General features: G+C 37.3%; 24 protein-coding genes, 2 pseudogenes and 2 riboswitches. Of the genes and pseudogenes, 24 read left to right on the top strand and 2 right to left on the bottom strand.

From position 1 onward, the window contains the following. The first annotated feature begins 124 nt into the window (after positions 1-124). Both EO125_RS03990 and EO125_RS03995 read left to right on the top strand, forming a co-directional pair. A complete protein-coding gene (locus EO125_RS03990; protein ID WP_127147767.1) occupies positions 125-1426 on the top strand; it encodes a hemolysin family protein in 1302 nt (433 codons plus the stop codon). 209 nt (positions 1427-1635) lie between these two features. Continuing rightward, positions 1636-2328, top strand: a complete 693-nt coding sequence (locus tag EO125_RS03995; RefSeq protein WP_127147768.1) for a DNA repair protein RecO — start codon at positions 1636-1638, stop codon at positions 2326-2328. Between the two features lie 165 nt (positions 2329-2493). Here EO125_RS03995 and EO125_RS04005 read toward each other — a convergent pair whose 3' ends face one another. Both EO125_RS04005 and cytX read right to left on the bottom strand, forming a co-directional pair. Further along, positions 2494-2766 (bottom strand): type II toxin-antitoxin system RelB/DinJ family antitoxin, encoded by a 273-nt coding sequence (locus EO125_RS04005; RefSeq protein WP_127147769.1) that lies wholly within the window; start codon positions 2764-2766, stop codon positions 2494-2496. A 79-nt stretch (positions 2767-2845) separates the two neighbouring features. Next, the gene (cytX, locus tag EO125_RS04010) at positions 2846-4027 is read right to left on the bottom strand and encodes a putative hydroxymethylpyrimidine transporter CytX (protein WP_127147770.1); all 1182 of its coding nucleotides are present in this window, start codon (positions 4025-4027) and stop codon (positions 2846-2848) included. A 142-nt stretch (positions 4028-4169) separates the two neighbouring features. Beyond that, positions 4170-4277: riboswitch (TPP riboswitch) on the bottom strand. Positions 4278-4357: 80 nt separating this feature from the next. Beyond that, a riboswitch (TPP riboswitch) is annotated at positions 4358-4454 on the top strand. A 66-nt stretch (positions 4455-4520) separates the two neighbouring features. Between cytX and thiD the strand changes: the two genes are divergently transcribed. The 22 genes and pseudogenes from thiD (at position 4521) to dprA (ending at position 24453) form a co-directional block, all read left to right on the top strand. Further along, a complete protein-coding gene (gene thiD, locus EO125_RS04015) occupies positions 4521-5327 on the top strand; it encodes a bifunctional hydroxymethylpyrimidine kinase/phosphomethylpyrimidine kinase (protein ID WP_127147771.1) in 807 nt (268 codons plus the stop codon). Between the two features lie 106 nt (positions 5328-5433). Then, positions 5434-6105 (top strand): thiamine phosphate synthase, encoded by a 672-nt coding sequence (gene thiE / locus EO125_RS04020; protein ID WP_127147772.1) that lies wholly within the window; start codon positions 5434-5436, stop codon positions 6103-6105. A gap of 305 nt (positions 6106-6410) precedes the next feature. Then, the gene (glyQ, locus tag EO125_RS04025) at positions 6411-7286 is read left to right on the top strand and encodes a glycine--tRNA ligase subunit alpha (RefSeq protein WP_127147773.1); all 876 of its coding nucleotides are present in this window, start codon (positions 6411-6413) and stop codon (positions 7284-7286) included. 1 nt (position 7287) lies between these two features. Continuing rightward, entirely contained in the window at positions 7288-9321 is a 2034-nt protein-coding gene (gene glyS, locus EO125_RS04030) for a glycine--tRNA ligase subunit beta (RefSeq protein ID WP_127147774.1), read from the top strand. 6 nt (positions 9322-9327) lie between these two features. Next, complete coding sequence (locus EO125_RS04035) at positions 9328-10221, top strand: zinc metalloprotease HtpX (RefSeq protein WP_127147775.1); 894 nt, start codon at positions 9328-9330, stop codon at positions 10219-10221. 163 nt (positions 10222-10384) lie between these two features. Further along, positions 10385-12172 carry a DUF4261 domain-containing protein gene (locus EO125_RS09970; protein WP_206168360.1) on the top strand — a complete coding sequence of 596 codons (1788 nt, stop codon included), beginning with the start codon at positions 10385-10387 and terminating at the stop codon, positions 12170-12172. 64 nt (positions 12173-12236) lie between these two features. Beyond that, positions 12237-13670 (top strand): DUF695 domain-containing protein, encoded by a 1434-nt coding sequence (locus EO125_RS04050; protein WP_127147776.1) that lies wholly within the window; start codon positions 12237-12239, stop codon positions 13668-13670. A gap of 11 nt (positions 13671-13681) precedes the next feature. After that, positions 13682-14380 (top strand): suppressor of fused domain protein, encoded by a 699-nt coding sequence (locus EO125_RS04055; RefSeq protein WP_206168361.1) that lies wholly within the window; start codon positions 13682-13684, stop codon positions 14378-14380. 27 nt (positions 14381-14407) lie between these two features. Then, complete coding sequence (locus EO125_RS04060; protein WP_127147777.1) at positions 14408-14662, top strand: immunity 17 family protein; 255 nt, start codon at positions 14408-14410, stop codon at positions 14660-14662. Positions 14663-14850: 188 nt separating this feature from the next. Next, positions 14851-15270 carry a hypothetical protein gene (locus tag EO125_RS04065; protein ID WP_127009405.1) on the top strand — a complete coding sequence of 140 codons (420 nt, stop codon included), beginning with the start codon at positions 14851-14853 and terminating at the stop codon, positions 15268-15270. 144 nt (positions 15271-15414) lie between these two features. Next, positions 15415-15504, top strand: a pseudogene (locus EO125_RS04070) (transcriptional regulator); the annotation flags it as partial. Positions 15505-15552: 48 nt separating this feature from the next. After that, complete coding sequence (locus tag EO125_RS04075) at positions 15553-16296, top strand: DUF6882 domain-containing protein (protein ID WP_127009404.1); 744 nt, start codon at positions 15553-15555, stop codon at positions 16294-16296. 88 nt (positions 16297-16384) lie between these two features. Continuing rightward, complete coding sequence (locus EO125_RS04080) at positions 16385-16876, top strand: YfbM family protein (RefSeq protein WP_127147778.1); 492 nt, start codon at positions 16385-16387, stop codon at positions 16874-16876. 197 nt (positions 16877-17073) lie between these two features. Next, a pseudogene (locus tag EO125_RS10040) lies at positions 17074-17595 on the top strand (SMI1/KNR4 family protein). A gap of 26 nt (positions 17596-17621) precedes the next feature. Beyond that, the gene (locus tag EO125_RS04090; protein WP_127147779.1) at positions 17622-18233 is read left to right on the top strand and encodes a hypothetical protein; all 612 of its coding nucleotides are present in this window, start codon (positions 17622-17624) and stop codon (positions 18231-18233) included. A gap of 52 nt (positions 18234-18285) precedes the next feature. Next, on the top strand, positions 18286-18537 hold the full coding sequence (locus tag EO125_RS04095) for a hypothetical protein (protein ID WP_127147780.1): 252 nt from the start codon (positions 18286-18288) through the stop codon (positions 18535-18537). Positions 18538-18715: 178 nt separating this feature from the next. After that, on the top strand, positions 18716-19057 hold the full coding sequence (rplS, locus tag EO125_RS04100) for a 50S ribosomal protein L19 (protein WP_062402893.1): 342 nt from the start codon (positions 18716-18718) through the stop codon (positions 19055-19057). Positions 19058-19286: 229 nt separating this feature from the next. Beyond that, positions 19287-20180, top strand: a complete 894-nt coding sequence (gene ylqF, locus EO125_RS04105) for a ribosome biogenesis GTPase YlqF (protein ID WP_127147781.1) — start codon at positions 19287-19289, stop codon at positions 20178-20180. After that, the gene (locus tag EO125_RS04110; protein WP_127147796.1) at positions 20167-20970 is read left to right on the top strand and encodes a ribonuclease HII; all 804 of its coding nucleotides are present in this window, start codon (positions 20167-20169) and stop codon (positions 20968-20970) included. The genes ylqF and EO125_RS04110 overlap by 14 nt, the downstream gene beginning before the upstream one ends. Before the next feature lie 435 nt (positions 20971-21405). Continuing rightward, positions 21406-21762, top strand: a complete 357-nt coding sequence (locus EO125_RS04115) for a YraN family protein (protein WP_127147782.1) — start codon at positions 21406-21408, stop codon at positions 21760-21762. 15 nt (positions 21763-21777) lie between these two features. Continuing rightward, positions 21778-23349 (top strand): YifB family Mg chelatase-like AAA ATPase, encoded by a 1572-nt coding sequence (locus EO125_RS04120; RefSeq protein ID WP_127147783.1) that lies wholly within the window; start codon positions 21778-21780, stop codon positions 23347-23349. Next, entirely contained in the window at positions 23350-24453 is a 1104-nt protein-coding gene (dprA, locus tag EO125_RS04125) for a DNA-processing protein DprA (protein WP_127147784.1), read from the top strand. It begins immediately after the preceding gene. Positions 24454-24461 lie beyond the last annotated feature (8 nt).

Genomic DNA, 24461 nt, shown 5'->3' on the forward strand with positions numbered 1-24461 from the left:
ATTACCATGTTAGGTATTACGGTAGAAGAATTTATATATAAAGATAGTGACATATAGCATCATACAATTGAATTGTTAATTTTAGAAAGGACTGATTTATATCGATACCCCCGTCACGGGTGGCATGATTCTATTTGCCATCTTTTGTATTTTAATTATTAGTGTGTTTGTGATTAGTAAGTTTTCTTTTGCTCGACTTCGAGAAGAACATCTGGAAGATATGGATACATTGAGCGAAAGCAAAAAAGACGAATTACGTGAATTATACCAACGACCTGAACGGTTTATGAATACATCCACTTTCTTTATTCTCTTCTTTATAGTCGTTTTAGCAGTCTATGTGGGTCGCTATTTAGAAGATGGGACTGATGTGGTATTACATTATTTAGGAGTGTATGATGCCACATATGCCATTGTAGTGGAATGGATTGTGCTAGCTTTATTTGCTATGGTGGTACTTATTTTCGGGGAAATTATCCCTAAAGGACTGGCCCTATCTTTCCCTGAACGCTATGTGGGAACAACAGTGACCATTGTGCGCTTAGCTGGAAAAATTGTAATTCCTTTTGTATACTTGGCAGAACGCATTGGTAATACGGTACTGAAAGCTTTCAAAGCTCCCTATCGTACAGAAATTGACCTTGTTCATACAGAAGAAGAAATCCGTGCGTTGGTGAGTCGTAGTCATCAACAAGGTGAAATTGACCATGTAGAAGGTGAGCTCATCGACAATGTATTCGACTTTGTTGACCGCATTGCAAAAGAGGTTATGATTCCTCGTCAAGATGTGGTGTGCGTATATACCCAAGATAGTTTTGAAGAGACCATGCATATCGTATCGTCTACAAGCCACACAAGATATCCTTTGTGTTTAGAAGATAAAGATCATATTATTGGTCTTGTCCATATTAAGGACTTAATGGAACGTCGTGAAGAAGCAAGTAAAGATTTACGGTCTATACGCCGTAATATTCTTGTTATTCCAGAAGTGATGAAATTATCTGTTCTATTACAGCACATGCGAACACGTCGTATTTATCAGGCTGTTGTGGTGGATGAATACGGCGGTATGGTAGGCTTAGTAGGTCTTGAAGATATTCTAGAAGAACTGGTTGGAGATATTCAAGACGAACATGAACGTGATCTACCGGCGATTGTGGAAAATTCCAACGGTACTTACAATTTTGCCGGAAAAGTATTAGTTGATGAAGTGGAAGATCTATTAGATATTTCCTTCGGTGATGTGGACGAAGATACTATTGGTGGTGTTATCTTTGGTATTTTAGAACGAACTCCAGCCGTTGGTGATGTGATCGCCGTAGATGGATATACTTTCACAGTCACAGAAATGCAGGGATATCGTATTGAACGTGTATATGCCGTGCCAGTACCTAAGGATGTCGAGGAAATTCAGGAAATGAAATAATTGGGCAGAATGAATGATACGCATCTTAAACTTAGTTGATACTGAAAGAATTGAGGAAACAATAATTGGCACTTCTTGCAACAGTGCAATAGAAATTGATGTATATGTAGTCATATTTTGAAGTAATCTTAGAATGGTTTGTAAAATTCCTAGGTTGATAAGATATCTGTTAATAGTATTGGAGTATCCTGTATGGAGAGGACACATAGATGAAAGCAAATACATTTACCAGTGAAGCCATCGTACTGTGGCGTAAAAAACGAAAATATTACAGCATCTATGCGTTCCTCACTAAGTTAGAAGGCATTATACTTTGCTCTGTGCCTCATAAGCGTAAAGCTAACTATAAAGAAGGGGCCTATTTGCAACCTTTAAGCCGTTTATATTTGACTGTATCGCCTAATGGAGACATGTACGATATTATTCAGATGGATGGGATTTCTACACGTAATTATGAAAGTTTAGAAGATATTTCCTACGCTACCTTTAGCGGTGAACTAGTAAGTACTTTATTTGAAAAAGGTACATTAGATCGTGGTGTGTATACGAATATGAGCCGATTTTTACAAGCCATACAAGATAAACCAGTACGATTAGGATCTATTGTATTAGGTTGGCATATGTTAAGTATTGCTGGATTCGTGCCTCAAGGGTCACATTTTCAAGATCCAGAGACCATGGTAAGCTTATGTGATGAGCTCTATGAAAGTTGCCAATATGTAGTGAAGCAAGATGTACAACAGGGGATAGAATCGGTCTTGAAGTATGATTGGATTCCTACAAAACCGCTACGTCTTACTGCGAATCAATGGGATCAATTAGAAATTCTTTTACGAAAAATTTTGACATATCAGTTGGGATATACCTTGCATAGTATAGAGTTTTTAGAGACGATGATATAAATAATAAAAACGCGGTCATGTGACCGCGTTTTGTTGTTAATAAGATACTAATATAAATGATATTTGATACAGCATTAGATATTTAATAAATCTGTATGGAGACCTCTTTTTTTCATAAGTTTATAACTTTTCTTGTATGCAGTAGTAAACTCAATTGTAAACATATTATGCCTCTAATGCTTCTTTTAGATCTTCCATGGTAGTATAACCAACTATGTTAGGGTTTTTAGATATATGTCGAGCTTCATTCATAGCTGCTAATACTTTATCTGAATAGTTCGGTACTTCTATTGAAAATGGAATACCACCTCGTAGAATACATTGGTTTAAAAACATATTTACAGCACTAGACATATCTAAACCAAGTAAACCAAAAAGTTCAGTAGCTTCTTTTTTTACATGTTCGTCGATACGTATTTGTGTAGGAATTGTCGCCATAGTCTTACCTCCTTTTCTTATTCTACTACATTCAGTTTACAATGTAAATTAAATATAGTTATAAAGTAATAGGGGTATATTAACTTTTGCTCAATTTGCTGATAATATACGCTGTTGCAATGGTTGCCAATGCTGTACCTACGATGGTAGACAAGCTAGCTCCTAAGAATGGGTTACTATCTAGGAAACGATGGTACATAACGGTACCGGATGCCCAACAAATGATGTAGAGAGTTGGACCATGGTCAAGGCGCGGACATTTGCGCAATAAGAAATAATGGGTTAATAAAATAGCAATCATTGGAGCAAAGACAGATCCAATCATATATAAGAAAGGAATAATATTGTCCATCGGATAGATAGATGCGCCAATGGTACCGATGATGGTAACGATGATACCGATTGTTCGACCAGAATATTTAGTTTGCAAACTTTCAGAGGAAATACCAGCAGATAGGGCATCCATGAAAGTAGTTGTGACAGTAGAGAATACGATGATAATTAACCCACTAAATCCTAAACCAGCATGAAGAAGAACCTTTGCAATGTTGGTTTCATTTGTATAGAGAGCAGCCGCAAGGCCTAACACATACATGACAGAACTTGTGATACCATATACAATGGCGCTAGCCGCAGTACCTGCTACAGGGTTCTTGGACAAGCGAGTGTAATCGCTGATTAATGGCAACCAAGACAATGGCATAGCAATGGATAATTCTAAGGCTGCTGTGAAAGTCATTTCATCAGTGATGATTCCTTGACTGTGAATGGAACTTTCTTGTAACAAGCTAATCAACAAATAGATGCATAGGATACCTAAGCCGTAGCCCATGATACTGTTGATGTAGCCCATGTTACGGATGCCAATGAACAGCCATACAATGATTAAAGCTCCTATAATGAAAGTCCAAGCAGTGAACGGCAGATTCCATAATTCTACAGCACCAAGAGCACCGTCATAGATCATAATGCCAGTCCAACCGATGAGTTGAAGAACATTTAAAATGGAAAATAATTTCATGCCTCCATTGCCGAAGACGGTGGATACAGTTTGCATGGAACTCATGTGTTCACGAGCACCGATGAGTCCTGCCCCAAACAATAATAGACATCCGATGATGTGACCGATGATGATGGCTAATAGTCCGTCGGAAAATCCTAGAGGCGCAAAATAGGTGCCCGTCATAATCTCTGCAATAGAAAGAGCGGCGCCGAACCAAATGAGGGACAACCGCGATGATGAAAGTTTTGAATCAGTCATGAATACTCCTATCCATGCCAGTGGGAACAAAAAAGACTAATCTGAAACGATTAGCCTGTAGATGATAGATATTCTTAAGAGACCTAGCATTGCAAGTAGGAACCATATGGTAATATGTCCTTATGTGTTTGTATAGGTACTACAAAATATACTAATATATCCCTACGTTGGCATTATCCAAATCAGGTTATGGGTTAGTAACACGTAGCTACTTCTCAGCCCACTTCAGTGAGCACCCCTTATAGATGTATTATACGAATTGAATGATACTACGTCAATAGGAATTTATATTGCATTGGTTCCTATTTCATGTTATAACTAAATTAATATAAGAACCACTAGGGGTGCTTATGCTGAGATTGATGAGTATCAAAACCCTAGACCTGAACCAGATAATACTGGCGTAGGAAAGTGGATGGCATCGAATACTAGGAATTGTACAAGAACCGTCCAAAGGATTGGTTCTTTTTTGTTACTAGTAAAGGAGATATCTATGAAATTACATAGAGCGTTAACGATTGCAGGAACAGATCCAACAGGTGGTGCAGGGGTGATGGCGGACTTGAAAAGTTTTCAAAGTCGTCATGTATACGGTATGGCTGTGATCACATCTGTAGTGGCACAAAATACTCGTGGTGTAACCCACATTGCCCATATGGATGTATCTATGATTGAAGCACAGTTACAATCTGTGTATACAGATATTGTTCCAGAAGCAGTTAAAACGGGTATGTTAGCCACAGCAGAGATGATGGAACTCATAGGAACATATATAGATCCTAAGGTACCGTATGTGTTAGACCCTGTGATGATTGCCACCAGTGGGGATCGATTGATTTCCGATGAGGCGGTGAAAGCCTTACAAAGCAAATTGATTCCAAAAGCGACTTTGATTACTCCGAACCGCAGTGAAGCTGAAGTGTTGGCAGACATGAAAATCGATACGATAGAAGCTATGCATACAGCAGGGATTCGTATTTTACAAGAATTAGGCCCTCAAGCAGTCATCATTAAAGGTGGTCACATCGGAGATGAGGCCACAGATTACTTGTTTACAAAAGATACGATGTCCATGCGTCGCTCTTGGACGAGTCCTAAATACGATACAGTACATACACACGGCACAGGTTGTACTTTCTCAGCTGTCATTACAGCAGAACTTGCCAAAGGGAAATCCTTGGAAGATGCTATTACTATTGGTAAAGAATATATTCGCCTAGCAATCTTGCATAATCCAGGGTTGGGCACAGGCAATGGACCAGTGAATCATATGGCCTATGGAGATGAGTATTCTGAATAATCTACCCAAGTCTATAGATATGATGCAAGTTATATCGAATGGTTTGAGTATCGTGGTATACTATAGGTAATATTTTATCGTTGGCATTAAAGAAATGAGGATTATTTTGAAACATCATGATATAGATATAGTGCGATCTATGATGGGGTTGTACTTCATTTGTGGGACACCTAACACTAAGGATATTCACAAGACCCTTACAGAAGCTTGTAAAGGTGGGATTACGTGCTTTCAATTTCGTGAAAAAGGGGAAGCTGCTCTTGTAGGTGACGAAAAAGAACAGTTGGCACGAGAGTTGCAACACATTTGTAAGGAACATGGAGTGCCTTTCATCATCAATGATGATGTAGAATTAGCGGAACGAATTGGTGCCGATGGCGTTCATGTTGGTCAAGACGATATGGACCTTGAAGAAGTACGCAAACGATTGCCTAAAGCTCTTGTGGGTACGTCTATTAATTCTGTGGAAGAGTTACAGAATACAAAGTTGGACTATGTGGATTACATCGGCGTAGGTCCTATGTATGCGACAAGTACAAAACAAGATGCCAAAGCCGTGCGAGGTCCAGAATTAATTTTAGCCTTACGTGCTCATAATCCAACCATTCCTATGGTGGCCATTGGTGGCATCAATCGAGATAACTTTGATGATGTCTTAGCGGAACCAGTGGATGGTATTGCGGTGATCTCAGCCATCACAGAAATGGAAGATGTCGAATATGAAACTGCCATGTGGATAGAGAACATGGAGTGGTGTAAGATGTTCTTAGAGAAATGATATACGATACACCTTGACACTAATCCCTTTTATTCATACAATAGTATATATACATAAGCGATGAAGCAGAGGAGTATACTCTCTTTAGCGAGTGAGGACGGTGAAAGCTCACAAATGAGTAGAAGGCGCTGTGGAGCATGGGCAGGAACGTTGTACCATACTAGGTATGGACAATTAGTAAAGGCTATTTTTTAAAAGAGGGCATTAGCCAATTAGGGTGGAACCGCGGGTATATCTCGTCCCTGTAGCGATTTTCGTTGCAGGGACTTTTTTTTATTCCCTGTAAAACATAAGGAGGAATGGAAATGACATTTCAAGAGATGATTTTTACACTCCAAAACTTCTGGGGTGAACAAGGTTGTATTTTACAACAACCATATGACATTGAAAAAGGGGCAGGTACCATGAACCCTGCTACATTCTTACATGCCTTAGGACCTGAACCATGGTCTGTATGTTATGTAGAACCATCCCGCCGTCCAGCGGATGGACGTTATGGTGATAATCCGAACCGTTTATTCCAACATCATCAATTCCAAGTTATCATCAAACCGTCTCCAGACAATATTCAAGAATTATACTTGCAAAGTTTGGCTGCTCTTGGCATTCATGCAGAAGATCACGATATCCGTTTCGTAGAGGATAACTGGGAATCTCCAACATTAGGTGCTTGGGGTCTTGGTTGGGAAGTATGGTTAGACGGTATGGAAGTAACGCAGTTTACCTATTTCCAACAAGTGGGATCTATCGACGTAAAACCTGTATCCGTTGAGATTACATACGGCTTAGAACGTTTGGCTATGTACATTCAAGGCGTAGAAAATGTATACGATTTGCAATGGAATGAACAATATACATATGGTGATGTATGGCATGCGAACGAAGTAGAACAATCTACGTACAGTTTTGAATTAGCAGATACAGATATGTTGTTCAAATTGTTCGACATGTACGAATCTGAGGCTACACGAGTATGTCAATTAGGCTTTGTGTTGCCGGCCTACGATTATGTATTGAAATGTTCCCATACATTTAACTTGCTAGATGCACGTGGTGCCATTTCTATTTCTGAAAGAACAGCTTTCATCGGTCGTGTTCGTAACATGGCTCGTATTTGTGCACAAAACTATTTGGCGAAACGAGAAGAACTTGGTTTCCCATTGTTGAAAGGAGATAAATAAGATGGCTAAGGATTTACTCTTTGAAATTGGGGCAGAAGAAATTCCTGCAGGATTTTTGCCAAATATTATCAAACAATTAGGTGAATTAGCAACAGCAGCTTTGGCGGAACGTCACATTCCACATGGGGCTGTGAAAGTGTATGCCACACCTCGCCGCGTTGCATTACTTATCAATGACGTAGCAGAACGTGGCGAAGATGTTCACGAAACGCATAAAGGCCCATCTGTATCTATTGCCTATGATGCTGATGGAAATGCTACAAAAGCAGCTATCGGTTTTGCTCGTGGCAAAGGATTAGATGTATCTGAACTGAAAGTAGTAGATGGTTACATCTTTGCGGACACAACGACAGCTGGTTTAGATACAAAAGAAGTCTTATCTGACGTATTACCATCCTTGATTACAGGTTTAAGTTTCCCTAAATCCATGCATTGGGGCGATTTAGAAGAACGTTTCGTTCGTCCAGTACGCTGGTTGGTGGCATTATTTGGTCAAGACGTAGTACCAGTGACATTTGCTAATGTAACAAGTACAAATGTAAGCCGTGGACATCGTTTCTTAGGTGAATCTGAGTTGACTATCGGAGAACCAAAAGACTATGTAGATACATTGAATAAAAACTTCATTATGATTGACCAAGATGTACGCCGTGAAACAATCCGTAAACAATTAACAGAACTAGCAGCCACAAAAGGGGCTACTGTGGTATGGGATGAAGATTTATTAGACGAAGTTACGTTCTTAGTAGAATATCCAACGGCTCTTTGCGGTACCTTTGATGAAAGCTACTTAGCGTTGCCATCTGATTGCATCATTACGCCAATGAAAGACCATCAACGCTATTTCCCAATGGTGGACGGCAAAGGTAAATTACTTCCTATGTTCTTGACAGTTCGCAATGGGGATAGTAAATCCTTGGAAGTGGTGGCAGCGGGTAATGAACGTGTACTTCGTGCTCGTTTAGACGATGCAAAGTTCTTCTTTAACGAAGACCGTAAAACGCCATTAGCAGGCCGTTATGAAGCATTGACAAAAATTGTCTTCCAAGAAGGTTTGGGCAATTTAAAAGATAAAACAGAACGTCTATTAACATTGGGTGCTGCATTAGCAAAAGAAGTAGGTTTTGCAGATACAGCTACCTTAGAACGTGCTACACATCTTGCGAAAACAGATTTAACGACAGGTATGGTGAGCGAATTTACTGAATTGCAAGGTATTATGGGTAAAGAATATGCCTTACTAGACGGTGAAACACCAGCTGTAGGGGAAGCAATTTTTGAACAATATTTGCCTCGTTTTGCAGGGGATATCTTGCCAAGTACCGATGCAGGTCGTATTTTGAGTATCGTTGATAAAGTAGATACCATTGTAGCTACTTTCAGCCGTGGTTTAATTCCAACAGGCTCCCAAGATCCATATGCATTGCGCCGTCAAACGATCGGTATCATCAACATCTTGATGGATAGCAAATGGTCTTTATCCATGCGTCCAATCTGGGTAAAAGCAATGGAATTATTAGGTGTGGCCAGTGAAAAACAAGAAGAATTACTAAGTCAATTAGAAAACTTCTTCATCCTTCGTTTGAAAAATATCTTGTTAGAACAAGGTATGCCATACCAAGTGGTAGATATCGTATTGAGCCAAGAGACTGTCACAGTTACCTTAGCAGAAGGTTTAGGACAAGCCTTAACAGCTAATCGTCTTGATGAAAACGAGCCATTAATGCAGGCTTACACACGTATTTTTAACATGGTAAAAGACGTGACTTTCACAGGCGTTAACGAATCCTTGTTAAAAGAAGATTCTGAAAAAGCCTTGTACAAAGCGGCATTACCGGTATATACAACGAATCGCAATGCCTTAGAAGCTGGGGACTATGTGAAAGCTGTAAGTTTAGCAGAATCCTTGGTGCCATACATTGAAACATTCTTTGAAAATGTTATGGTTATGGATAAAGACGAAGCTGTGAAACAAAATCGTCTTCAATTATTGCGTATGACTTACGAAGTAAGTAACTTAGGCAAATTGAAGTAGGTTCTTATGATTGTTACAGTATTAACATTTTTTGCCAATCTGTTCATCATTGGTAGCATTGTGTATATGTATCAAGTCATCTTTGGACCTATTAATCATCCTTTTTTAATGAAAGCGATGGACCTCTTTCATGTGCGTATCAATTTGGAAAATATTAGCTATGCCGTAGCAGGTACCTCTGTGTTACTTGTGGCGGCACTAGCGCAAATTCCTTGGTTTCATCGTATTACCATGTGGCTCTATGGGGGACGTCGTCCCCTTGGGCAAGAGGTAGAGATTCTGCAGATGATTCAGAAGGATATACAAAACCATACTGGCATCGATATGTCGCAATTCGACTGGTTTATCAAAAAAGATGATTCCATCAATGCTTTTGCAATGGGGCATAATCGAATTTGTATTAATACGGGGGCTATCATACAGTTGCCATATGATGAATTATTGGGCATAGTGGCTCATGAAATGGGACATATTCATCATAAAGATGGGGCCTATGGATTTTCTTGTTTCTATATGAACTATTTGGGACAAATGTGCATTCGTGTGTACGAACTATTTGCACGTGTCATATTATGGATTCAATATTTGCGACTGCCAATAATTACATTCATTGTACAAATCTTCTACCTTTGCGTGGTATTGCAGATACTTTTCATGCAGTGGGTTATTAAAGCGCCTTTGATCATTATTGACTTATTCACAGGTAGAAGAGCAGAATACCGTGCTGATAAATATGCTTATGAAATCGGCTTAGGTGCTGAACTCCATGATTCATTGATTACATTACGTAATTATACAGTTGAAACTGGTGAAGGTGGACTCATGAGTAAACTCTATAGTACACACCCAGCCACAGAAAAACGTATTGAACGATTGCGACAATATGTGGAGGGGACGTAATCTCTCATGTATTGGTTAAAAGATTAAAAGAAAGGAAAATAACAGTGAAAATTGACCTAAAGGCAGATATTGATATTGATTGCTAAATATATGGATGATAAAATAATTGTAGATAACTCGGAGGAATGAAAGCTAGAATGGTATGTGTAAAGGAGTCCCACTTATGAACAAAGAAATGACAATTAAAGAATTTAATTTACTAACGGAAGATGAGAAAATCAATCTAATTAAAGAACTACATGAAGCAGGAGAGCCTGATAAAATTATCGAACTGTTGACAGCTTGTCCACTAAAAGAATTGAGTATTAATTTGCAAAATTGGCTTGCTGCAGCGTATATCATTATGGACTCATACGATAAAGCGATGGAAGTTATGAACTTAATCCCGGAACCAGAAAGAGATGCAAAGTGGTACTATCGATATGGTTATTCACTCCTTTATAAAGATTTTCCAATAGCTAGTGATCAACATGAAGAGGTACTTGCTTTAATTGATAAAGCCTGTGAAATGAGCCTAGATGATGAAGTAAAGGATTGGTGTACGGAACTAATCTCTTACGATCCGGAGCTTGAAGTTATAATAAAGTCAAAAGAAACATCATTTCCGCATATATATGATTACTATATACATTCTGACTATGCTAACGAAGAAGGTTCTGCAACAGAAGAGGAAGCTGCAGGTACATTTTGTGGAAGCGTTTTACTTTCAGAAGATGAATGGGATAAGGATAAATTAATAAGCGATTTGCAAGTAGATTGGGGGATTGAACTTTCAAAAGAAGATACGTTAGATGAAGATACAATCGTTACCGACATTGATACATGTAGAATTGTAATCAGTAAATTCCCTGCACCTGTACCAAACGAAGAAGCTGAAATAAACGCAGAAAATAATTGGATGTGGGAAGAGGCTGTAGAAGTTACAAAGACTCATAAGGCGCACATTGTCGTAGCGATTTTGGGAGATGAAGAAGATGTAATCTCAAGGGGCTTACTGTATTCAAAAATCATGGCTACTTGTTGTAAACAAGAAAATGCCATTGGCGTATTCACAAGTGGTGTAGTATTTGAGCCTAGTTATTATATGACAGCTGCTGAGATGATTAGAGATGGGGCTCTACCAATTTTTACTTGGGTGTGGTTCGGCTTATATCGGACTGAAAAGGGGCTATCTACCTACACTTACGGAATGAAAGATTTTGGAAAATTAGAGCTTGAAATCTTAGATGCAGATGAAGATGCAAATACATTGCTATCGTTTATATCCGCAATTGCATCATATGTATTGCAAGATGATGTGGAATTTAAGGATGAAGAAACAATTGGACTTTCTGAAGAGGATATCCATCAAATCACATTGAGTAAAGGCGTAGCTCTTCCAGATCAGGACACACTAAAGATTTCTTATTGTAAAGAAGAATTTGAAGCCATGGATGAAAAGATAACAGAAGAGATTAAAATTGAAATGAGGGAGAATATGGAAAAAATAAATCATGGATTTTTTGGAGAATTAGATTTAAAAAATGGATTAGACGATGGTTTTGGATTTAGTGACGGTGTTATTGTATTGTGGGAAGAAGAGGTAAATGGAATCAATACAACACTTTGGTATGCTAAATCAATTAACATTACGACAGAAATGTTAGATGTTTTTTCTAATTTTTTAACGAACTTTGATAACAATGATGAAATTGCTAGGAAAGCATTAGAAGCATATTTATTAGAAGATAGTGAATATATAGATTTTCATAGAGAAGATATAGAACTTGATTTACCAGAAGATGTAAAAGAATTTGTACAATGTATGAAAGTTACAAATATAGGATTTTGGGCAGATGGAGAAAATATAATTATTGTAGACTATATGATATCTCCTGAAGAAAGTGATGAAATACTCGCAGTTAAATTTAATGGTAATTTTGAAATTATGGATATTGCATGGGAAAGTTAAATTTTAAAATGGAAATGGATACTTAAGCCATCAGGAAAGTGGAAAAGTTAAGGAGAAATTTACTATGAAAACAGAGCTTATTTATAACAAAGAAAAAAGAGAAGAATTTTTTGCAAAAATTGAGGAACTTGTAGAGAAAGATAAACATACAGAATGTATCAATGCGTTAGAGCGTATTCCGGCTGAAGAAAGAGATTATGAAATCACGTATCAGCTTGCTCGTGCGTTACAGAATTTTGCTATTGTAGGGGATGATGACAAGGGAACAGAATACAATAGAGGATATGAAGTTTTATTAAAGTCATTGGATATCCTTGAGTCTGTTAGAGCAGAAGGTATAGATAGACCAGAGTGGAATATGCGTATGGCGTATGGCTATCAATATTTATTTCGCCAAGAAGAAAAAGCAATTCCCTATGCGCAGCGATGGGCAGAGTTAGATCCGGAAGATAAAGATGCACTGGAAGTCATAAAAGAATGCCAAGAGGAAATTGAAAAAAGAAAGAAAATCCGTGAAAAATATGCTGAAATAGAGGGTGTGGTAAAAGAAGAATTTGAAGCAATTCTGAAAGAGCATGGTATAGAAAATGCTGATGATTATAATAGTATAAGCGAGGAAGAATTTGAAGCCATCTATGAAAAGATAACAAAGGTTCAAGAAAAATATGATTTAAATGATGACTACACAGAAGGTCTTTTACGTGAAATTTTAGTAGGAGACGAGGATGATGGTGAAATCATAGAGGACTGGGGAGTATATCTTTGTAGATGGTTTGATGAACAACTGGCAAGTGTTAGACTGAATTTAGGCTTAGCTCTGCTTGAGTTTGACCCACAGGTGAAATATACGAAAAGAATACAACTCTCTGTCATGCTAAAAAATCCTGATGAAAATGGTCTTCCAACTAAGGAAGAAGAGGAAACTTTATACAAAATCGAAGATTTGCTTGAAAGCATCATCAAAGAAAAAGAAGGCATATTGGCAGGTTTCTTAAGATGGGACAAGAGACTTAGCGTTTTTGCTTATGTAGAAGATGAAAAAGGTTATGAAGAAACATTTGCAGTTGCCCTAAAAGAACAATTCCCAGATTATGAATATAAGTTCTGGGTGGATGAAGACGAAGAGTGGGAGACTTATTTTAATGCTCTTTATCCTGACAAATATAACTATCAAGGTATTTTGAATAATAAACTGATTTACCAAATACAAATGGATGGCGATACGATGGTGCCTAGAGTTTTAGAGCATTGCCTTTACTTTAAGACACAAAAAGCAAGAAAAGAATTTTTGGAGAAAGTGGAAACTGAAGGATTTAGACGAATTGATGAAAGGGCAGATGAGGTTGTAGACGAGACAAACGAGTATCCATACCAACTTGTTGTAGGTAGAGAAGATGACTTTAAAGATACTAATAGAGTAACTTGGTATTTGATGGATTTAGCTGAAGAACTAGAGGGATATTATGACGGCTGGGGTTGTGTTACAGTGAAGGAATAGGAGTATGACTTATGGGATTATTTGACAAGCTAAGAAATAACGGTGACAAAAAAATAACAAAAGAAGAATTTATTAAAAGAGTAAGAGAAGATGAAGACTATGCACCCGGTTGGGAAGCAATCGAAGGAGCGTTAAAAGTCATTTACAAAGATCAAGAACCTGCGCACTTTGGCACACTCATTACAAGTAGAGCGATTTTTGGTGGTGATGAATATTTAGATGGATATTCAATATATGATTCTTCTAACGGATATAAACACATTGTCACATTTGGTATGACAGAACTTTATGGGAATGAGGAAGCATTTGGTGGCGAATGGAACAAGTGGGGCTATGAGATGACGATCAAACTTAAAGCTGATAACGATGATTGTATGTGGGCTATGGATATGTTAGGTAACTTGGCTAGATACACTTATTCATCTGAAAGATTTTTTGAACCCTATCAATATATACAAGGTAACGGTAGTTCGATTTGTAAGGATAAAGAATCAAAAATTACTGCTCTGTTCATTGTGAATGATACTGAGTTAAACACAATAGATACGGTTTACGGAAAAACAGATTTTTTACAAATGGTTGGAATAACAGAAAATGATTTACAAAAGCTAAAAGAAGATAGTGATAATGCATTAAGACTATACGAATTGATTAAGCAAGATAATCCGTATTTTGTAACAGATTTGAATAGTAAAAAATCGTATCTTTAGAATTTAAGATGAGAAAGAACATATCGTATGGAAAATATATTTGAATTTTTAAGATTCCATTTTGAGTATGTGCTCATAGCCGGAGGGCTTTTGTTCTTCATAGGGGCTATTTTAGATTGGAAATGGATTTCTAGCGCAACCGTTGGTGATAAGGCTCGTCATGCTTTTATTTTTGAAGTGTGGGGAGAAAAAGGATATAGAGTTTTTATTGGAATTTGTGGACTAGTATTAGCTATTTGTGGTTTTGTGTTTTTGGTGCTGAGGTGGATAATAAGGCTTTAGATGTTATTGGTTTAAAAAATGTAGGGAGTAGTGTGAATGAGATAAAAAATATAAGATTTTAACAAAAGACGAAATCTTTGCTTATTGTATAAAGATTGCCTTTTATTATTAAAAAAGAAGAAGTTTATGCAATCTACATGCATACCGAGGCGGTAAAGTAGCAAACTAAGAAACAGGAGAAACTAAGTATGAGTTATGATTTAATGGTTTTTGAAAAAACAAAAGCACCTAATACAAAAAAAGAATTTATGGTTTGGTATGACAAGCAAACAGAATGGGAAGAAGAACACGATTATGAAACAATAGGAGTATCTTCTCCTAATTTGCAAAATTGGTTTATGGAAATGAAAGATACATTCATACCTATGAATGGAGAGTATGCACCAAATTTTGATAATCTTGCTGAAGATGAAGCTACAAAAATGGAAATGCCCATGGCTGATTATTGTATCGGATATGATGTGATTTATGTAGCTTTTCCTTGGTCGGTAGCAGATGAAGCCTATGAACTTATGCGAGATTTAGCTAAAAAACATAATGTGGGATTTTTTGATGTGAGTGGAGAAAAAGGCGATATTATATTACCAGATGGAACTAGAATAGAGTAGTTATGTGCATTAAGCATTTCTAATTTAATTTACACAATTATTATAGAAATATAATTTTGTAAATTTAAATTTAGAGGACTTGATGAAAAATAAAGAAATACGGGAACTTGTACAAAATGAGATGAAAAATAACATGATGGATTTTTGAATTTGAAGAAGCTGTCCGAGGAAGAAAAGAAGTGGCTGAAAAAGATTGGACAGAAGTCGGACTTGCTGAAAAATCCAAACCCATAAAGGGGGAGGAAGTAAAGAACAATACATTAAAATATGGAGGGAATACAGATGAGATTTTGGGGAAAAGACAGAAAACAGGATAAAAGAAAAAATATTTGGATTGAGTATCTCAATATTGATACAGGAAACTGGTTTCAAGTGTTTTCAGCTTGCTTAGGTAAAATGATAGCAATACAGACTGCTTGTAGTGAACAGGTGGTAAAGGGGCAGGACTGGAGTGTTGATTTTTCAGAGGGCGTAATAGTTTTTGGAAATCAAAAGTATCCGCTTCAATTTATCGGAAGCGAGGCAACATTAAGTAACACATGGATGTGGGGGTGGGAAAATATCAATGGATTTTCCGAGAAAATTATTCAGGTAGCCACACACGCAAAAGTAGTTGGGGAATGCTGGAATTTAGATCCGCTAACGACTGCAAAATTTACATTAGACGATACATTCAACGGACATAACCTGTCTATAGTAACTTGTGGCTTGGCTGATAAGTATTGTTATTATAGAGGCCCACATTCTGGTGGAGCAATTTTTGTTGCATTTTCAGATGTTCCTGATAGTGTGTTTGCTTCCGTCGATGTTCAAAAATTCGTATCTATAACGACGCAATGTATTCAACAATTTAATATTGATCACAAAATTTTTGTGGAGGGATTTCTCTCGTGGAACAATACGAAATATGAATGGGATAATCAAACAGTACTTGCTCATTTTCAGCAAGATTTGAAAATTGAGTTTGAACATGTAAATGATATTTGGCGTATTTGCGCTATGAATACCATTTTATCAGCCAGATAGCAAAGCCAGTCAACGGCAATCTATAAAATCCAACCTACAGCGGGTGCGGAAGTAAAGAACAATACGGTAAAATATGGAGGAAAAACAAATGGGAATGATTGCAAATTATCAGTCAACTACTGACATTGAATTAGAAAAATTTATGTGTCTTGATGATGTGGAAGAAGCACAAGATGAAGAGAACTTAGAAATTTGTGATATAGATAAAATGTGGGATGCACTTCATTTTTTGTTGACAGGAAAATCTGCCCTCGAACCGATTAAAGATAATTTAATCAGCGAAGCGATTGTAGGGCAGTTTAATATTTCTGGGGAAGAAATCGAAGAATTTATATCTGGAACGAAAAGTGATAGAGTGAAAGAAATAGCAAAAGCGTTACAAAAGCTTGATTTTAAAACATATATTGATAAATTTGATCTGAGTGCGTTTCGCCAAAATGATATTTACCCTGATATTTGGGAATACGAAGAAGAAGCTGATGAAATTAAAGATGATGTAAGAACCTCATTTGAAAGTTTGAAAAAATTTTATGAGAAAATGGCAGAGCAAGAAAGATCCGTATTAGTGTCAATCTATTAACTGTACATTTAGAAAAATTTGTGTAGGGAGGGAACAACCATGTCAGTAAGTGGTTATACGGTTGAAGCACATGGACATGACCGAAAAAATAATTACCATGGATTTTGACAATCTGATCGTCAAAGAAGCAACTATTGTTGGATAGGTATATATGTATTAAGCAACGGAGGGAGAGCATGGAAGAAGAGGGACTAACAATGTTTGAAAATAGTGATTTAAAGGATTTTTGGAATAGTCATGAATACTATACCGAAAACTATGTAGAAGAACCATTAACTGATGAAATAATAGCATTTTATGAAAATAAATTAGGGCTCAAATTGCCTCAGTCTTATATTCAACTTATGAAAATACAAAATGGTGGTGCTCCAAAAAAAGAATACTGGTTTAATGAATATGCTAAATGAAATGAGGTAAACACAATTGGGCTTGCTGGATTTTTTGGAATAGGGGGTAAGAAGCGCAACTCTTTATTTGGAAAATTTGGAAATGAATTTTGGTTTAAGGAATGGGAATATCCACGAGATATAGGTATTATTATTGTAGATACAGAATCTGGTGGACATGATATGATCTATTTAGATTATCGTGAATGTGGAAAAGATGGAGAACCCAAAGTATCCGTTTGTTTTCAGGAATATGATTATGAAGTTCAAGTCCTTGCAAATAATTTTGAAGAATTTATAGGAATGCTAATATCAGAGGAAGAGCTTGAATAAAATGTAAAATATTAAAAGAGGGAGTCATGAGTGAAAATATTCCATTCAAGATCAAGAAAAAAATAAATGATATTCGATTACTTCAAGTAGAGATTAAAAACTGGAAAATGAAAACGGAAATAGAAGTAGTTAATATTCTTAAGTTATTTGAAAAAACACCTAGAGATGAAATGTCATTATACTATTCTCCGTATTTTAAAGATGACAAATTTGCTGAGGAACTTTTACAGATAGCACTTAATTATTCAGATAATGAAAAAATACTATTGAATATCATATCTATTTTGGGAAATATGATACTAAGATACCAACTTGAAGAAAGCACTGAAATTTATAAATTTATTTTATCAAATGCTTATAAAAAAGGACTTGCAGGCTATGTTTCTAACTATTTACCGCGTTTAAAACATTTTAAATATTACCCTGATAAATGGAAATGCTTTATGAGTATGCAAAAAATGACACCAAAAAAAATTGCACATCAAAATTTGGTCCATATTATTAATCAAAATATCCAAAATGTCCCTGAAGAATACAAAAAAGAAGTAATTTCTTTTTTACAAACAAAACATGATTTAGCTAATAATGATGGTGGCAAGAAATTGTATTTAGATATGATAAAAAAGATCAAAAACTAAAATATAGAGCTAACATCTTGCCGAATTCCAGTTTTAAGAGGAGTAAATAAGATTGAAAAAATGCAAACAAATGACATGGCAATATGAAATTACAGGTATAGAAGGGAATGCAATTCTGTTTGATACAAATATTTTTGAGTATGACTGGCATGAAACAGGGGAATACGTATCAGTAACGGATCCGCTATATCATCAGAGTTGTAGGTTTCCTATTTATGTTGTGTATATTAACGATGAACTTCATAAATTTGCTGCCGGTGAATTTAGTAATAATGTATGGGGATTTTATATACTTAAGTACTAAAATGATAATTCCAGTTTATTGGGAGATGGAAACAAATTTGAAATAAGTGCTTCAAATTTTATAATTTCCCTCTTGCATAAAAACTTTCATTTATGATAGAATAATACTGTTAATTTGAGATGGTCCTCTGCTTATAAGGTGTAAGTAATGAACGTCTGCAAAATAGGAGGAAAAAATCGTGAATATTATTGATGTATTAGAAAAAGAACAGCTTCGCTCTGACATTCCTGAGTTCCGCGCTGGTGATACTGTAAAAGTACACGTAAAAGTTGTGGAAGGTAGCCGTGAGCGTATTCAGGTTTTCGAAGGTTTAGTAATCAACCGTCAAGGTGGTTCCGTTCGTGAAACTTTCACAGTTCGTCGTATCGCTTCTGGCGTTGGTGTTGAACGTGTATTCCCACTTCACAGCCCACGTCTAGCAAAAATCGAAGTAACTCGTCGCGGTATCGTTCGTCGTGCTAAATTGTACTACTTACGTAGCCTTACTGGTAAAGCTGCTCGTATTCGCGAAAAACGCTAATTTAAAAGGGTTAGCCATGAGACGTAAGTCTATGGCTAGCCTTTTTTTATTTCCTATTGCAATAACCATACAATTTGATGTCTATTACAAATCTTGTCATAGTGCTAGGTACATACTTTCACAGAAATGATGTAATTTGATAGTAGTACCATGATAGATATAAGAATTGCATGGGAATAGACTGATTAAAATAATTGTATAATACAAATAATAGACGAATAGGTGAAGTATGAGTCAAGAAATTTTTCCAGTCGTGCAGTGGTTCCCAGGCCATATGGCCAAAGCCACTCGCATGATTACGGAACATAAAAAGAAAGTAGATGTGGTTATCGAATTATTAGATGCGCGTATTCCACGGAGTAGTGCCAACCCAGTCATCCGAGAATTGATCGGAGATAAGCCACATGTAGTGATTTTAAATAAATGCGATTTGGCAAATCCAAAAGCTACAAAAGAATGGATTGAATTTTTCAAAAATGAAGGTATTCATGCTATTGCTATTGATTCTAAAAATGGCAAGGGTAATAAACAGTTAGTAAAAACTGTAGAATCTTTAGCGCAACCAATTATAGATAGATGGTTAAAAAAAGGTATCAAAGGTCGTACAGTACGTACTATGATTCTAGGGATACCCAATGTAGGTAAATCTACATTAATCAATAAATTGGCTGGTTCTGCTGCGACAAGAACTGCCAATAAACCAGGTCATACACGGGGTCAACAATGGGTAAAAGTAGGTAAAAATTTGGAGCTATTAGATACGCCAGGTGTGTTGTGGCCTAAGTTTGAAGACCAACGAGCAGCTGCACGGTTGGCAATGACAGGGGCTATTTCTGATGATGTGTATGACTTAGATTCTGTTATTAAGCAGTTGTTGGCATATCTAGAAGAGCATGAACCGACATTATTATATGAACGCTATAAATTGACGGAAGAAGAGCGGACATCCGTAGATACAATGCTAGAGGCAATTGGTCGTCGTCGTGGTTGCTTAGTGAGTGGTGGTGTCGTAGATTATGATAAGGTACGTCGTGTGATTTTAACCGATTACCGCAATAACAAGTTGGGATATATTACCTTTGATGGCGTCGATGAGGAGCCGTACTATGTTGACGAAGAATGACTTTCACCAGTTGAAAGTAAAAGAAATTAAAGAATTATTGCAAGGAGAATGCCCTTTTGACTATGTACAATGGGCATTAGAAGATTCTCGTGAATCTGTGAAGAACGCAGCTGGTGTGTATTTACGAAAACAGAAAAAGGTCTTAGAAGAGCAACAACGGTTAGAAGCTATGTATGCCTATGAAGATAGTTTCTATGAAGAAGGAAAATTCTTAGTAGCGGGTGTAGACGAAGTGGGTAGAGGTCCTATTGCAGGTCCTGTGACAGTAGCCGCTGTTATTTTGCCGCCTCATTGCAAGCTAGTAGGCCTGAATGATTCTAAAAAGTTGACTCCAGAAAAGCGTGATACCTTATTTGATCAAATTATGGAGGTAGCAGTAGCTGTACACTGCGTGTCTTATGAGGCAGAGAAGATCGATACACTGAACATATATGAAGCTACACGACAAGCCATGTACGAAGCCATACGCAATTTGCCTGTACAGGCAGAAGCTGTGCTATCTGATGCCATGAAATTACCAGATTTAAAGGTACCTGTAGAATCTTTGATTAAAGGGGATTCTAAAAGTGCATCCATTGCGGCTGCCTCCATTGTAGCGAAGGTAACACGGGACCGCTTCATGGAATCCATGGACGAAGAGTATCCAGGATTTGGTTTTGCCATTCACAAAGGATATTATACAGATGTGCATAAGCAAGCTATTAAAGACCTAGGAATTACACTATTGCATCGTCATAGTTTTGAACCAATTAAATCCATTGTGGCAGGTAAATCGGTTGAAGAGATATAGATCTTAGTTTTACAGTGATTAGTCTATGCAGATACGTATTGTGATTCACATATGTGGAAAATACTTTCATTTAAAACTGTATACTAATGCTATACGAGCATTAAACATATGAACGCAGATGTTGCGTATAAAAAATGAAATAGATATATGAAAAGCATTCTTATAGAACGGACTCTATAAGGGTGCTTTTTATATTACAAAAAAGCTAGTAACTAGTCTAATAACTCATTTTTTCTATAACCAAAAAAATAACTAGGTTAGAGATAAATAAAGCTTCCCTAGACCTTAGTATTATATTTTTTATTCAACTCATGGTCTTACATCTAATTATTTTAATGGATTATAACACTCTTGGTATAGCACACTCCTAACAGTGTGGGGTGCATAGTTTACATCCTTTCATAATGAAAGTAATGTAGAACTAAGGAGGTGCCTATGAATCATATTGAATTAGGAAGATACGGAGAAGATCTAGCTACCCATTATTTGAAGAGCCAAGGCTATGATGTATTGGAACGAAATATACGCTATCGGTTTGGGGAAGTAGATATTATCGCTAAAACAGAGAATATACTCATTGTGGTAGAAGTGAAAACGAGACGGACCAAAACCTATGGAATGCCCTGTGAGGCGGTGCATTGGAAAAAGAAGCAACACATACGCCATGTTATATCTATGTTTTTGGCAACACGAGATATCGAGTATGAGTCTATACGATTTGATGTGATAGAGGTATATATACCTCAAGTAGGAGATCATGAGTTACGGCACATGAAAGCGTGTCACTTATAAGATGGGAGGAGTATCATGTATGCAAAAACCTACGGAGTCTGTGTGAGTGGTATTGATGGCTATGTGGTGACTGTGGAAGTAGATATTAGCCCCGGGTTACCAAGCTTTGATATTGTGGGGTTACCAACGACCTCTGTGAAAGAAGCAAAAGAGAGAGTTCGATCAGCTATCAAGAATGGTGGCTTTGAGTTTCCCATGAAGCGCATCGTGGTCAATCTAGCACCCGCACATATTCGCAAAGACGGTTCATCCCTAGATTTAGCTATTGCTATGGGGATTTTAGCAGCTCAAGAGTCAGGAAAACAGAAGAAAAAACAAATTATCCATTGGAATCATCATGTATTTATAGGAGAGCTATCTTTGGATGGGTCTTTGCAACCAGTGATGGGGATGTTATCTATGGTGATGGGCGTAACAAATCAGGAGTTAGGGGATGACCATAGCTATATTTCTAATGTAGAAGATATTATTGTTCCTATGGGAAATTATGAAGAGGCTACTAGTGGATCCTCTATGACTGTGTATGGATTGTCCACACTCTCTGAAGTGGTAGAACTAGTAAAGCATCCTGAGAAGAAAGAAACCTTGCCTATTCAGCCTTCTAAGAGACCATCAAAAGGTAGGACAGAACGATTAGACTTACGAGATGTGAAGGGGCAAGTCATGGGGAAACGAGCTTTAGAGATAGCTGCTGCGGGTGGTCATCATTTACTCATGACAGGACCTCCAGGGTCGGGTAAGACTATGTTAGCTAAACGATTGCCGTTTTTATTGCCACCACTTTCACGGGAGGAACAATTAGAAGTAAGCCGTATTTATAGTGTGATGGGCTTATTAAAAAGTGGTCGATTAATGGAAGAAAGACCGTTTCGAAGTCCCCATCATACTAGCACTTTAGTAGCTATGTCAGGCGGGGGACAGCCACCTAAGCCTGGAGAGATTACATTGGCTCATAAAGGTGTTTTATTCTTGGATGAAGCACCAGAGTTTCGTAGGCCTGTTATTGAGGTGTTGCGACAACCCTTAGAAGAACAGCAAGTACATATTGCACGCATTGGAATGGCCACCACCTATCCTAGTGATTGTATTGTTGTCATGGCTATGAACCCATGTCCATGCGGATGGTTTGGAACGGAAGAAGATCATCGATGTACTTGTACAGCCACTCAAATTCAAAGATACCAACGAGTATTATCAGGTCCTATTTTAGACAGGATGGATTTAGTAGTACCAGTAGAACGACCGACCTTAACAGAGATATATGCACCTAAGGATGAAGTTAGTACAGAGGAAGTACGAAAACGTGTCATCCGCGCTAGAGCTATGCAAAGCGAAAGATACAAAGGAACGAATATTGGTGTGAACTCACATTTAAGCCATAGTGATATTGAAACCTATGGGAAACTTTCAGAGCAAGCTAAGGAATTATTAGATTCAGCGTTTACTACATTGCATTTGAGTTTACGTAGTTATGACCGCATCATCAAGGTAGCAAGAACGATTGCTGATTTAGCAGAATCTGAGGAGATTTTAACGGACCATGTAGCAGAAGCTTTGAGTTATCGGCAAGTACAGGAGGGATTGTAAATGAAAGATGAAATCTATGCGAGCGCTCTCCAACATGTGGTGGGATTGGGAAATGCTAGTTTAGGTAATTTATTTACCTATTATGAAAGTGCTAAGGAAGCTTGGCACCATGTGTTACATCATAGTGTAGAACCATCATTAGGTTGTAAATATGAATTGTTTGATGAAATTCGTCGCCCTATTAATGAAAGCTTTCTATTACAATTAGAAGAAGATTTAGAGCGGTGTCATATGGAAGTGATTACTTGGGAATCTCCTTACTATCCCAAATCTTTATTAGAAATTTATAATAGTCCCCGAGTGTTGTATGGACGTGGAAATATAGAAGTGTTGCAGCATATGGATCGGTCTTTGGCGATGGTGGGTGCTAGAAAGTGCTCTACCTATGGTGTACAAGTAGCTAGACATTTTGGTCGTGCTTTATCTAATCTAGGCATTATCATTGTCAGTGGTGGTGCCATGGGGATCGATCGTGCTAGCCATGAAGGGGCTTTACAAGGGCAAACTCCAACGATTGCTGTCATGGGATGTGGTTTAAATGTCATCTATCCAAGAACAAACCGAAATTTATTTTTAGAAATTTTAGAGAAAGATGGACTATTACTATCTGAGTATGGACCACATATACAGGCAAAGAGCCATCACTTTCCTTTACGGAATCGAATCATTAGCGGTATGACGAGAGGCACTATTGTGGTGGAGGCAAAAGCTAGTAGCGGATCTTTGATTACGGCTGATATGGCGATAAATGAAGGGAGAGATGTGTTTACCATACCTGGTAATGTGTTGACTCATACTTGTGATGGAAATCATTGGCTCATTCAACAAGGTGCAACAGTATTAACAGATCCAGAACAAGTATTGCATGAATATGGTTGGCAAAAAGTCGAAAAGTATAGTAACATGGATAGTGATACAGTAAACGCATTGAATGAAGAAGAGCAACGCCTGTTGGATGCTATGAATCCAGGTGGAACTACAACGATGGAAGAACTAGTACATACTACGCAATTGTCGTTATCCAATCTTCATACATTGCTATTACAGTTAGAACTAAAACAAATGATTACACATACCTCTCAGGGGTACGTGCTACATACTTAGAGGAGGAA

It is taken from the genome of Veillonella sp. VA139 (assembly GCF_003992005.1).
Lineage (GTDB): Bacteria > Bacillota > Negativicutes > Veillonellales > Veillonellaceae > F0422.